A 12,866-nucleotide genomic window follows, 5' to 3' on the forward strand; every position below is an offset into this window, starting at 1 on the left:
GTTCACCGGCCGGTGGGCGCTCAGCACGAAAGTGAGGGATCAACAATGGATTTCTGGGACGTCATCTGGACCATTGTCGTAAGTTTCGCGTTCATCGCCTATCTGCTGCTGATCTTCGTCATCCTCACCGATCTCTTCCGGGACCGGAAAACCTCGGGCTGGGTGAAGGCGATTTGGGTGCTGTGCCTGTTCCTCTTCCCGCTGATCACCGGGCTGGTGTATTTGATCGTGCGCGGTGACGGAATGGGCGAACGCACCGCCGAAGCCGAGCAGCAGGCCAAAGCCGCGACCGACCAATACATCAGGGAAACCGCGGGCACCAGTTCCGCCGCCCAGATCGCGGACGCGAAAAGGTTATTGGACTCGGGCGCCATCACCGAGGCCGAATTCCAGCAGCTCAAAGCCAAAGCGCTGGCCTGATTTCCCCGCCATGCGCGTGCGGTGGGCGAATCTCATCCGTCTCGTGTGAGGCGGGGCGGCCACCTGTGCGTTTACGGTCGCGCTATGGGTCCGGTCATCGGAGATCTGCTTCCGCTCGCCGTCGGTGTCGCGCTGTCGCCGATACCGATCGTGGCGACGATTCTCATGATTCTGTCGGCGCGTGGAAAAGGCGCGGCGATCGGATTCGCCACCGGGTGGGTACTCGGCATTTTGGTGGTGACCGGGGTGGTGACGCTGTTCGCCGGCAACCTGGGCGGATCCGACGACAGCGAACCCGGTGCGGCGGCGGCGTGGATCAAGATCGTCCTCGGGGTGCTGCTCGTGGTGTTGGCGGTGAAACAGTGGCAGGCGCGGTCGCAGACCGAGGTGCCGGGCTGGATGCGGGCGATCGACACCCTCACCCCGGCGAAGGCGACCGGGCTCGGGGCGCTGCTGTCCGGCATCAACCCGAAGAACCTGCTGCTGTGTGTGTCGGCGGGTGTCGCGATCGGGGCGGCAGGCCTTGGCACCGGCGGCGCGGTCGGTGCGATCGTGGTGTTCACGGTGCTCGCGTCGGCCACGGTGCTGACCGTGGTGCTCGGCTATCTCGTGGCGGCCGAGCGACTCGGCCCGGCGCTGGACCGGCTCCGAGTGTGGTTGCAGGACAACAATCACGCCGTCATGGCCATCGTGCTGCTGATCATGGGTGCGGTGGTCCTCGGTAAAGGGCTGGGCGGATTGCCGGGGTGAGACGGATGTCGGTACCGGTGTTCACATCCCTGCGTGGTTATCGCGGCGACTGGGTGCGTCCCGATGTGATCGCCGGGCTCACGGTGTGGGCGGTGCTGGTGCCCGAGGCGCTGGCCTACGCCTCCATCGCCGGGGTGCCGCCGGTGGTCGGGCTGTACGCGGCGATACCCGCCCTGGTGCTCTACGCGCTGGCGGGCAGTTCGCGCCACCTGGTGGTCGGCCCGATGTCGGCGACCGCGGCGCTGTCGGCGGCGATCGTCGCCCCGATGGCCGGCGCCGACGGCGGCCGCTACCTCGCCCTGACCGCGGCCCTGGCCGTCTGCACCGGCATCGTCGGCCTGCTGGCCGGGCTGATCCGGCTGGGATTCATCGCGAGCTTCATCTCCGGACCGGTCTTGAAGGGCTTCATCGTCGGGCTGGCCCTCGTGATCATCATCGGCCAGGTACCCAAGCTCATCGGGCTGCACAAGCACGAGGGCAACTTCTTCGAACAAGCCTGGCGCATCCTGCGCAATCCCGGTGAGATCGACTGGCGCACAACACTTGTCGGCACCGTGAGCCTGGTCCTCGTGCTGGCGGTGCGGCGCTGGCTGCCGATGGTGCCCGGCGCCCTGCTCGCAGTGGTACTCGGCATCGCCGCGGTGCACCTGCTCGGTCTCGACGACAAGGGCGTCGCGATCGTCGGGCACATCGACGCGGGTCTCCCCCATCTCGGCCTGCCCGGCGGACTCGATCTCGGCGACTATCTCGAGCTGCTCGGTCCCGCGGTCGGCGTGGTGCTGATCGGCTTCGCCGAAGGCCTCGGCGCCGCCAAAACCTATGCGGCCAAGGCCGATTACCAGGTCGACCCCGACCGGGAGCTACTCGGGCTCGGCGCCGCCAATATCGGCTCCGGGCTGAGTTCGGGCATGGTGGTCAACGGCAGCCTGTCCAAGACCGCCGTCAACGGTGGCGCCGGGGCGAAAACACAGCTCAGCGGCCTGGTGGTGGCCGCACTGACCATCCTCACACTGCTGTTTCTCACCGGCCTGTTCGAGAAGCTGCCGGAGGCGACCCTCGCGGCGGTGGTGATCGCGGCGGTGATCGAACTCGTCGACTTCGCCGCCCTGCGCAGGCTCTACGGGGTGTGGACCGGCCTGCTCGGTGGCATCTACGGGCACGCCGCCCGCGCCGATTTCGTCGCCGCCATGGCGGCCCTGCTCGGCGTGCTGCTGTTCGACACGCTGCCCGGACTGCTCATCGGGATCGGTGTCGCGGTGCTGCTGCTGGTCTACCGCGCCTCCCAGCCGCACGTCGCCGAACTGGGCAAGAGCGGCTCGCTCTGGGTGGACAAGGCCAGACACGCGGATCTGCCGACCCGGCCCGACCTGCTGGTGGTGCGCGTCGAATCCGGTCTGTTCTTCGCCAACGCCGACTTCGTGCGCGAACACATCGAGGCACTGTGCACCGAGTCGACCCGGCTGGTGGTCCTCGACGCCGAAACCTCGCCCTCCCTGGACGTCACCGCCGCCGACATGCTGCTCGACCTGCGAAAAGAACTGGCCCGCAAGCGCATCGACTTCCGCATCGCCCGCTCGGTGGCGCAGTTCGGGGCCGAACTCGGTTCCGCCGTGGTCGGCGCGACCCCCATCCAGGTGTATCCGACGGTCGCCGAGGCCGCCGCCGACCTACCCGATTCCGGAAAGGAACACCCATGAACGGCATGATCGTCGCGCTGGTCGGTGCCCTGCTGTGCTTCTACGGGGTCCGCTCGGTGCACCTGGGCATCCTCGCCATCGGGTTCGGCCTCGGCTGGCTGATCGCCGACCTGTGCAACGCGTCGTTCTGGTGGCTGCTGCTGATCGCGCTGATCGGCGCGGTGTCGGCATGGGTGGTGACCTCGCTGATCTTCCGCTTCGCGGCCTATTTCATCGGCGGCCTCACCGGCGCGATGATCGGCACCAAACTCGCCACGGTGCTACAGCCGGGCGACAAGAACTGGGCACTGAGCATGATCGTCGCCGCCGCGGTGTGCGTGTCCGGCGCCTTCCTGGCCGACAAGTTCCGGGCCCGCGCCCTGCTGTGGCTGACGTCGATCGGCGGCGCGAGCATGATCCTGTCGGGCCTCGGCCGCATGGGCGACCTCGAGTTCCTGCGCGATCCCGAACCCGGCTGGCAGCAGATCACCGCCACCCTGTCCTGGATCGGGCTGTCGGTCTGCGGGTGGCTCGTTCAGCGTCGGCTGTTCGCCGAGCGGCTCGGCATCGAACCGGCGGCGGACGAGCCGCCCTCGCGCAACATCGGCGGCAAATGGCCGAGCCGGTGACGACAGGAATTTCACCCGGAGCGGGTGAGGCGGCGTCACCTCCCCCGATGTGATGCTGCGGGAGCGGGCCGTCCGGCACGGGCGCCGCGGGGTAACCGAGCAGAGTGGAAAGGGATTCGATGACCAGTCCGCAGGAAGCTTCCGAAACCATCGAGGCAGGCAACGCCGCGGCGCTGCGCACGATGCCCTTCGGCGACGACCAGGATTTCGCGGACGCCGACCGCGGGTTCATCGCCGCGCTCACCCCGCCGGTGGTCCGCAATGCCGACGGCGACGTGGTGTGGGACAGCGGGTCCTTCTCCTTCCTCGACGACGACTGCCCCGCCACGGTGAATCCGAGCCTGTGGCGGCAGTCGAAACTGACGGTGAAGCAAGGGTTGTACGAGGTCACCGAGGGCATCTACCAGATTCGCGGGCTCGACCTGTCGAATATGACGGTGATCGAGGGCGACACCGGGGTGATCGTGATCGACCCGCTGATCTCGGTGGAAACCGCGGCCGCCGGGCTGGCGCTGTATCGCGAACATCGTGGTGATCGTCCGGTGGTCGGGGTCATCTACTCGCACTCCCATATCGACCACTTCGGTGGGGTGAAGGGGGTGACAACTCAGGAAGACGTCGACGCGCAACGGTGCGTGATCATCGCGCCCGCCGGCTTCACCGAGCACGCCGTCGAGGAGAACGTCTACGCGGGCACAGCCATGGCCCGGCGCGCGGCCTACATGTACGGCGCCGCACTGCCGCGTGGGCCGGTCGGCGCCGTGGGCGCGGGCCTGGGACCGACCACCTCGATCGGTCAGCCGAGTCTGATCACCCCCACCGTGTCGGTCGACCACACCGGTCAGGCCGTCACAGTCGACGGTGTGGCGATCGAATTCCAGATGACCCCCGGCACCGAGGCGCCCTCGGAGATGAACTTCTACTTCCCCGCCCGGCGCGCGTTGTGTATGGCCGAGAACGCCACGCACACCCTGCACAACCTGCTCACCCTGCGCGGCGCCCTGGTACGCGACCCGCATGTGTGGTCGAAGTACCTCACCGAGGCGATCAACCGCTACGCCGCCCGAACCGACGTGGTGTTCGCCTCGCACCACTGGCCCACTTGGGGCACCGAGCGGCTCACCGAGTACCTGTCGATCCAGCGCGACCTCTACGGCTACCTGCACGACCAGACGTTGCGCTGGATCAACAAGGGCGCCACCGGAACCGAGATCGCCGAGGACTTTCCGATACCGCCCGCGCTGGCGGACAACTGGTCGGCCCACGGGTACTACGGTTCGATCAGCCACAACGTCAAAGCCATCTATCAGCGCTACATGGGCTGGTTCGACGGCAACCCGGCGAATCTGTGGCAGCACAGCACCGTCGATGCCGCCGTCCGGCACGTGGACTTCATGGGTGGCGCCGACGAGGTCGTCGCCAAGGCGCGAAAGTCCTTCGCCGACGGCGACTTCCGGTGGGTCGCGCAGGTACTGAACTACGTGGTCTTCGCCGACCCGGACCATGCCGAGGCCAAGGCGCTGCAGGCCGACGCCCTCGAACAGCTCGGCTACGGTTGCGAGAACGGGACCTGGCGCAACTTCTTCCTGATGGGCGCCTACGAATTGCGCAACGGCAGCATCGGCACCCCGACCGTCACGGCTTCCCCGGACATCATGAGCCAGCTGACGGTGGAGCAGGCCTTCGACGCGATCGCGCTGCGCATCGACGGACCGCGATCCTGGTCGGCCGACATCGTGATCGACTGGCGCATCAGCGACACCGGCGTTGTGCATCGCACTCATCTGCGCAACGGCCTGCTCGTCCACTTCGACGTCGACGGAGACCTCCCGCCCGCGATGACCACCTTCACGCTCGCTGCCGACGATCTGCGCTCGGCGCTACTCGCCGGGGGCGACCTGGCGGCGATGATCGAAGCCGGCGCGGTCACCGTCGAAGGCGACGCCGGCAAGCTGACCGAACTGGTCGGCTACCTCGACGCCCCCGACCCCGACTTCGCCATCGTCACTCCCTGATCCGTCATCCGTCCGCGCGCCGGGGCTCCGCGCGGTCCGGATTCGGGCGAGCTCAGGCCTGGGGCGGGTCGACGAAGATGTCGTATTCGAGATCGTCACTGCCGCCGTAGGCGGAGAAGTCGGTCCGGCCTTCGGCTCGCAGGACTTCCACGTCGAGGAAGGTGTTGCCGGTGACCGTGCGGGCGTCCTTCTCGAGGATCGCGATCGCGGCGTCGGCCACGATCTGCGGGGTGCGGGCCTTCGCGGTCGCCTCGTCGCCGCCGAGCAGGTTCTGGACCGCGGCGGTGGCGATGAGCGTCTCGGGCCACAGGCAGTTTGCGGCGACGCCGTGTTCGGCGTACTCGGCGGCCCAGCCGAGCGTCAACAGGGACATGCCGTACTTGGCCACCATGTAGGCGGGGTGGGCGCCCAGCCAGGCGGGTGCGAGGTTCAGCGGAGGCGACAGGCTCAGGATGTGGGCGTTGTCGCTGCGGCGCAGGTGCGGCAGGCAGGTGCTGGTGAGCAGATAGGTTCCGCGCAGCTGGATCTGCTGCATGAGATCGAACCGTTTGACGGGCAACTCTTCGGTCGGGGCGAGCGCGATGGCCGACGCGTTGTTGACGCAGTAGTCGATGCCACCGAACCGTTCGACGGTCCGGCGCACGGCCTCGGTGACCGATGCCTCGTCGCGGACGTCGCCGACCACCGCCAGCGCCCGCCCACCCGCGGCCTCGATCTCGGCGGCCGCCGTGTGGATGGTGCCGGGCAGCCGTGGATCGGGAACGTCGGTCTTGGCCAGCAGCGCGATATTGGCGCCCTGACGTGCGGCGGCGAGCGCGATGGCCAGCCCGATGCCGCGGCTGCCGCCCGACATGATCATCGTGCGTCCGGCCAGCGGTGAGGTAGATGTCGTCATGCCCGGCGACATTACATATCTTCAACAGCCGTAGCAATAGTGAAATATGTACACTCGACCCGTGAAATCCGAGGTCACCGGTTCCGGCGTGATGGTGCGTCCGGTGTCGGCGCGGTCGGCGCTGATCCGCATCCTCATCGCGGCCGACTCGCCGACGATGACGTCACAGCAGATCTGCGCCGCCACGACCGCGGCGGGTTACCCGGAGGCCACCGTGCGCGTCGCGGTGTCGCGGATGGTCGCGGCCGGTGAGCTCGTGCGCGCGCGTCGCGTCTACACCCTCGCCCCACACCTGCGTGCCCGGCGCGTAGACCTCCTCGCGCCCCGGACGCTGCCCTGGCAAGGCGATTGGGAACAGGTCGTCATCACCGCGACGGGACGACCCGCCGCCGACCGCGCGGCACTGCGCGCGACACTGCTCTCGCTGCGCCTCGCCGAACTCCGCGAAGGTGTGTGGATGCGCCCGGCCAACCTCGCGCGCGACCTGCCCGACGACCTCGGCGACGCCACGATCGTCCTGCGCACCCGTGCCGTGGACGATCCGGTCTCGCTGTGTGCTCGGCTGTGGCCGCTGACCGACATCGACCGCCGGGCCCGTGAGCTGCTCGAAGCCATCGAAACCGCCGACCCCGCCGCCAGGTTCACGACGGTGTGCGCCGGCCTCGACCTGCTCACCACCGACCCCGCGCTGCCCTCCGAACTGCGGCCCGCCGGCTGGGCGGTCGACGCACTGCGCGAGACCACGACGGCCTATCTCGCCTGGTTCCAGGAACTGAGCCGCGGCACCGGGGACTGACAACGACCTCAGCCGCGAAGAATTCGTGCTCCGCCACGACGGCATTGGTGATCCGGCACAAGTCCGCGCCCGTTCGCCTGTGAGTACGGCGCCGTAGGCCGAGAATGCCCATGAGCGCACCGCGGGAAAGAGGCACCCATGGCAGACAAGCAGGTACCGACCGGACGACTGTCACGCAGCGCACGGCTCGGCCGGTTGGCCGCGGGGCAGGCGGCCCGCGGCCTCGGTACCCGGCTGGCGATGATCGGGCGAACCGAACAGGCGCGCCGCACACTCGCCGAACGCTCGACACTGCAAGCCGCACAGCAGATCGTCACCGTGCTCGGTGGGATGAAGGGCGCGGCAATGAAATTGGGGCAGATGGCCTCGGTGCTGGATCTGGACATGATCCCGGAGGAGCACCGCGAGATGTTCCGCACGAAACTGGCGAAGCTGCGCGACAGCGCACCCGAGGTGCCGTTCGCGCAGATGCGCGCGGTGATCGAACAGGATCTCGGGCGGCTGAGCCGGGTGTTCGCCGACTTCGACCCGGAACCGGTGGCGGCGGCCTCGATCGGCCAGGTGTACCGCGCCCGGCTGCGCGACGGGCGGATGGTCGCGGTGAAGGTGAAGTATCCCGGCGTGGATCGGGCGGTGCACGCCGATATGCGCAATCTCGAATTCTTCAGCGGCCTGTGGAAATCGTTTCTGCCCTCGGCCGCCGACACCGAGGTGCTCGCCGAGATCTCCGGCAATATCGTCGCCGAACTGGACTACCGGCGCGAAGCGGCCAATCAGCATCGGGTCGCCGCACGCTACCGGGACCACCCGTTCATCCTGGTCCCCGACGCCGTCGAGGAGTTCTGTGGCGACAATGTGCTGGTCACCGAATTCGTCGAAGGCATCTCGTTCGACGACATCCGCCGCCTGCCCGCCGCGCGCCGCGATCACATCGGTGAGCTGGTGTACCGCTTCTACATCACCGGCATGTTCCGCGACGGCGAGTACTGCGCCGACCCGCATCCGGGCAATGTGCTGCTCGCCGACGACGGCCGGGTCGGTTTCGTCGACTTCGGGCTGTACAACACGATCGAGCGCGCCGACCTGGATTTCGAGCGGCAGGTGATCCGCGCGGCTCACCGCTTCGACAGCGACGAGGTGTTCCGGCGCTGGTCCGAGCGCGGCATCATCGCACCCGACTCGCCGGTGACGCCCCAGTCGGTGCTCGAATACGTGTGGGCCGCCTCGGGCTGGCATCTGCTCGACGAGGAGATCACCCTCACCCCGGAGATCGCCACCAGCGCGGTCGTGCTCGCCACCGACCCGCGGGCGGCGCAGCGGCGCGAGGTCCGCCACCTGCTGCTGCCGCCCGAGCACGTCTTCTCCCGCCGCGCCGACCTTTTCACCCTCACCGCGCTCGGTCAGCTCGAGGCGACCCGGAACTGGCACGATCTGGCGCGCGAATGGCTCTACGACGAACCGCCGGTGACCGAGGTCGGCCGGGAGATCGAGGCCTGGAGGCACACGGTCACCAATGCCTGAGGTGTTTCGTGAAATACCACAATGCGGATGGTTTTCCGGCACAAGAAGCGGAACATAGGCCGTACCGGGTGCGGGGCGCGCGCCTACGTTCGCTCGATGTTCCCGGCACGGCTCGGCGTTCGCACCAGAATTCTGGCGATAGCGCTCATTCCCAGTCTCACCCTGCTCGGTCTCGGCATGTTCACCGCGGGCGACCTGGTGCGCGACAGCGCTCAGGTCCGGCGGTGGATCGACGACCTGGAGCAGATCCGCCCCGCCGCCTCCGAACTCGGCGCCGCCGCCCAGGTCGAGCGGGTGCTCTCACTGCGCAAGCTCACCACCGGCGAGATCGTGCCGGAGCTGGTCTCGGCGCGGGCGCGGGTCGATCGCGGGTTCGAGGCACTGGTGCGCGCGGATGCGCGCAGGCACGAACCGTCTCCGTACATCCCGGCCGCGCACGCGAAGTTCCAGGAGACCATCACGAAGGTGCGGGCCGGTATCGATGGGCGCGTGCTCGGCCCGGTCGAGGTGTACCAGTACTTCAACGGCCCGTTCACGTTGTTCCACACCGGTTTCCGGCGTGCACAGCAGGTCGCGCCGGACCCGTTGTTCGCCACGCGGATCTCCGAGGCCGTGCGGTTGCTCGCCGCGACCGAGGCGATGTCGCGGGGCAATGCGATCGGTGTCGCGCTCTGGGGTTCGGACGGGCGGGCGTTCCCGCTCGAAGACTTCACCACCCAGGTGGGCTTCTACAAGGCCGAGATCACCAATCTGATCGCCGAATTCGGTGAGCCACGCAACCGGCTGCTCGCCGAGATCGTGGCTTCCGGGGCGTGGCAACAGATTTCGACGATGGAGGCGGCGCTCGCCGAACGGCTCGCGTCCCACGAGCGGACCCGGACACCGGAGCTGCCACTCTCGCTACAGCAGTGGCAGGATGCCGCCGCCGAGGTGAATACGAAGCTCTTCGCCGCCTACTCCGAACATCTCGACCGAGCCCGTGGCAGTGCCATCGAGGCCGCGCAGCGCACCGAGCGGTCCGCGTGGGTGGCGGGGGCCGTCGTGCTGGTGGGCAGTGTGGTCGCCATGCTGATCGCGGTGGTACTGGCCGACCGCATCATCCGCAGGTTGCGGCGGCTGCGCGATGCCACGCTCGAGGTGGCCGACACCGAACTGCCCAAGGCCGTCCGGCGGGCGAAAGCCGGTGAGCGCACCGAACTCGCCCCGATCCTCGACTTCGGCACCGACGAGATCGGTGAAGTGGCAACCGCTTTCGAGCAGGCCGCGACCGTGGCGGTGGGGGCGGCGGTGGAGGAGGCGCGCACCAGGGAAGGAGTGCGCTCGGTATTCGTCAATATCGCCCATCGCAGCCAGGTGGTGGTGCACCGTCAGCTCGAGATCCTCGACGAGGCCGAGAGCAAGCAGCAGGACCCGGCCCTGCTCGAGGTGTACTTCCAGCTCGATCACCTGGCGACCCGCGCACGACGCAATGCCGAGAACCTGCTGATCCTCGGCGGCAGCAGGCCCGGGCGACGGTGGAGCACACCGGTGCCGCTGCTCGATGTGCTGCGCAGCGCGGTGGGTGAGACGAAAGAGTATGTGCGCGTGCGGGTCGGCGGCGTACCGGAGGCGCGGCTGTACGGCGCGGCGGTGGCCGACCTGATCCACCTCATCGCCGAACTCGTCGACAACGCCACCGCCTTCTCCCCGCCCGCGACGATGGTCGATGTCAGCGCGGGTGTCGTCGGCAAGGGCCTGGCGGTCGAGGTCGCCGATCAGGGGATCGGCCTCACCGAAGCCGAATTCGAGCGGTACAACTCCCTGCTCGCCGCCCCGCCGGATTTCGGGTTCGCGGCATTGTCGCGCGATTCGCGCATGGGCTTGTTCGTGGTGGCCCAGCTCGCGAGCACCCACGCGGTGTCGGTGCGGTTGGCCGAGTCACCGTACGGCGGGGTGCGCGCCGTCGTGGTCATCCCCGGCACCCTCGTCGACGGCCACGAAGCGGCGCTCGCCGGCGGACGGAAGGTCTCTCGGTGAACCCCGCGGACTTCGTGGGCGGAGCCGAATACGCACCTCGGTGCGCAGAGATACGCAGTTCTACCGATGCCCCGGCGTGCTCGGCCCGGCACGCTCGACGAATGCCACATCGGACACCCTCCGGGACCGCCCTCCTGAGCAGATCGGCACCGGCGCACGCGGCACAGGAATCGACGATCGACCGCCTGGTACGGACGGCCTTCACCGACGGCCCCGCGGGGCGGAATATGTTGCGCCCCCAGCAGATCCGCAACATCGGGCTGGCCTGCCTCGATCTGATCGCGGCCACGAGTTCCGGGTCGGCCACGGCCGTCCCGCTCGCTCGCCTCGAACACGCCACCGTCGAATGGGCACGCGACGGCATCGGGGTGGAGGCGATCCTGCACTCCCTGCACCGCTGTGCGCGCATCGCCGTCGATCTGACCGGAGCCGAGATCGACGTGGTCGACCTGCTCGAGCACGCCGCCACGACGGTCGCGAGCGCCTACGTGCGGTACACACTGGAACTGGCGGGCCGCTCCGAACACGCCAGAGACGCACTGGCCCACCAGGTCATCGCGGGTACCCACTCGCGCGCCGTGGCCCGCGACTGCGGCGTCGAACTGGCCGACGAGTACTGGGTGCTCGCGCTGAGCATCGCGGGCGAACCGACGGACGGGCCCGCCGACGGCGTCGACGAGCGAGTACGCGCCCGCCGCGCCATCACCCGCATGCGCGCCGAACTCGACCGTCGTTGCGACGGTGAGTGCCTGGTCGCCCTGTCCACGCGCGGCGGCACCGCACTGGTGCCGCGCCATACCGACGCCGACATCGACGTCGTGGCGGCCGCGCTCACCCGCGCCGCCGGTCGCCAGGTGACGGTGGCGGTCGTGCTGTCCGACCTCGACGAGGTGGCCGACGCGACCGAGTGCGCGCACGAACTGCTCGAGATCGTCCGGCGGCTCGGGCGCAGGGGTGGCGTGCACCGGTTCAGCGATTACGCGCTCGAATACCAGCTCACCCGGCCCGGCCCGGCCCGCGACCACCTCGCGACCGTGCTCGAGCCACTGACCGGGCACCCCGAACTCCTCGAAACGCTGCGCTGCCACGTCGCCAACAACCTGAACCGGCGCCGCACCGCAACCATGCTGCACCTGCACACCAACTCGATCGACTACCGCATCAAGCGCATCGCCGAACTCACCGGCTACGACGCCACCCGGTGCGCCGATCTGTGGTACCTGCGCTCCGCGCTCGTGGTGTCGGGGTTGCACGATCCGGCCGCGTAGTACCGCGGCACCGTAGGAAAGGACAACGATGTTTTTCCGATGCACAACCCTGGCGGCGGTCGCGGTGACCGGTCTGCTGGCCGCCGCGCCCGCTGTGGCGAACCCGCCCTCGGCCGGGTCGGCCGGTTCGTCGCAGGTGGCCGACCCGGTGGGCACCGTGACGGTCGACAAGTGGGCCGACCACACGGTGTACCGTCCCACCGAGCTCGGCACGACCCGCCATCCGGTGGTGCTCTGGGGCAACGGCACCGGCGCCGGGCCCGGCGTCTACGCCGACACACTGCTGAAGCCCTGGGCCGCAGCGGGTTTCATCGTCGTCGCCGCGAACACCGCGATGGCGAACTCGGGTGCGGAGATGCTCGCGGGCGGGCGGGAACTGCTGCGGCGCAACGACACCCCGGGCAACGCGTACACCGGCAAGGTGGCCACCGATCAGGTGGCGGCCGCGGGCCATTCCCAGGGCGGGGCGGGCGCGATCAACGCGGGCGCCGACGAGATGGTGCGCACCGTGCTAGCCCTGCAACCCGGCCCGCTGGCGGCTCCCGGAAAGATGGTCGGGCCCGCGCTGTTCCTGGCCGGGGAGGCCGACCGCATCGTCGACGCCGACGGCATCGTCATGCCCCTGTTCGAGAAGGCCGACCAGGTACCCGCGATCTTCGCCGAACTCGGTGGTGCCGGGCACCTGGTCTGGGGACGATACGCCGAGGTGATGGCCGACTGGCTGAAGTACCAGCTGCTCGGCGACCCCGTCGCGAAGGCCCGTTTCCTCGGTGCCGTGTGCGGCCTGTGCACCGACGTCGCGTGGACGAGAGTTCTGCACAACGCGAAGGCGCAAGCGCTGAGCTGAGTGCGGACATCAGCGAATTCGTGCCGCTCCCGG

General features: G+C 68.8%; 11 protein-coding genes. 10 read left to right on the forward strand and 1 reads right to left on the reverse strand.

Features of this window, described 5'->3' with window-relative positions:
* Nucleotides 1–45: 45 nt before the first annotated feature.
* The 5 genes from NCO8_RS14550 to NCO8_RS14570 all read left to right on the forward strand — a co-directional run bounded on the left by NCO8_RS14550 (nt 46) and on the right by NCO8_RS14570 (nt 5,490).
* A complete protein-coding gene (locus NCO8_RS14550; RefSeq protein WP_067639729.1) occupies nt 46–420 on the forward strand; it encodes an SHOCT domain-containing protein in 375 nt (124 codons plus the stop codon).
* An 84-nt stretch (nt 421–504) separates the two neighbouring features.
* Nucleotides 505–1,170, forward strand: coding sequence for a GAP family protein (locus NCO8_RS14555; RefSeq protein WP_067639731.1), 666 nt, complete (start codon nt 505–507; stop codon nt 1,168–1,170).
* A gap of 5 nt (nt 1,171–1,175) precedes the next feature.
* Nucleotides 1,176–2,867, forward strand: coding sequence for a SulP family inorganic anion transporter (locus tag NCO8_RS14560; RefSeq protein ID WP_067639733.1), 1,692 nt, complete (start codon nt 1,176–1,178; stop codon nt 2,865–2,867).
* On the forward strand, nt 2,864–3,475 hold the full coding sequence (locus NCO8_RS14565; RefSeq protein ID WP_067639736.1) for an ABC-2 transporter permease: 612 nt from the start codon (nt 2,864–2,866) through the stop codon (nt 3,473–3,475). Before NCO8_RS14560 ends, NCO8_RS14565 begins: the two co-directional genes overlap by 4 nt.
* A 119-nt stretch (nt 3,476–3,594) precedes the next feature.
* The gene (locus tag NCO8_RS14570) at nt 3,595–5,490 is read left to right on the forward strand and encodes an alkyl/aryl-sulfatase (RefSeq protein WP_067639738.1); all 1,896 of its coding nucleotides are present in this window, start codon (nt 3,595–3,597) and stop codon (nt 5,488–5,490) included.
* Between the two features lie 52 nt (nt 5,491–5,542).
* Here the strand turns inward: NCO8_RS14570 and NCO8_RS14575 are convergent, their stop codons facing one another.
* A complete protein-coding gene (locus NCO8_RS14575) occupies nt 5,543–6,385 on the reverse strand; it encodes an SDR family oxidoreductase (RefSeq protein WP_067639739.1) in 843 nt (280 codons plus the stop codon).
* Between the two features lie 61 nt (nt 6,386–6,446).
* On the opposite strand from NCO8_RS14575, the gene NCO8_RS14580 reads away from it, so the two are divergent.
* The 5 genes from NCO8_RS14580 (at nt 6,447) to NCO8_RS14600 (ending at nt 12,833) form a co-directional block, all read left to right on the forward strand.
* Nucleotides 6,447–7,181 carry a PaaX domain-containing protein, C- domain protein gene (locus NCO8_RS14580; RefSeq protein ID WP_245655359.1) on the forward strand — a complete coding sequence of 245 codons (735 nt, stop codon included), beginning with the start codon at nt 6,447–6,449 and terminating at the stop codon, nt 7,179–7,181.
* Between the two features lie 138 nt (nt 7,182–7,319).
* Nucleotides 7,320–8,702, forward strand: coding sequence for an ABC1 kinase family protein (locus tag NCO8_RS14585; protein ID WP_067639741.1), 1,383 nt, complete (start codon nt 7,320–7,322; stop codon nt 8,700–8,702).
* A gap of 96 nt (nt 8,703–8,798) precedes the next feature.
* The gene (locus NCO8_RS32755; RefSeq protein ID WP_067639742.1) at nt 8,799–10,718 is read left to right on the forward strand and encodes a sensor histidine kinase; all 1,920 of its coding nucleotides are present in this window, start codon (nt 8,799–8,801) and stop codon (nt 10,716–10,718) included.
* Between the two features lie 101 nt (nt 10,719–10,819).
* Nucleotides 10,820–11,986: a PucR family transcriptional regulator gene (locus NCO8_RS14595; RefSeq protein ID WP_067639744.1), complete on the forward strand. Its 1,167-nt coding sequence runs from the start codon at nt 10,820–10,822 to the stop codon at nt 11,984–11,986.
* A gap of 28 nt (nt 11,987–12,014) precedes the next feature.
* Entirely contained in the window at nt 12,015–12,833 is an 819-nt protein-coding gene (locus NCO8_RS14600) for a poly(ethylene terephthalate) hydrolase family protein (RefSeq protein ID WP_157104913.1), read from the forward strand.
* Nucleotides 12,834–12,866 lie beyond the last annotated feature (33 nt).

Origin of the sequence: Nocardia coubleae NBRC 108252, from assembly GCF_001612805.1 — a bacterium.
GTDB classification, from domain to species: domain Bacteria; phylum Actinomycetota; class Actinomycetes; order Mycobacteriales; family Mycobacteriaceae; genus Nocardia; species Nocardia coubleae.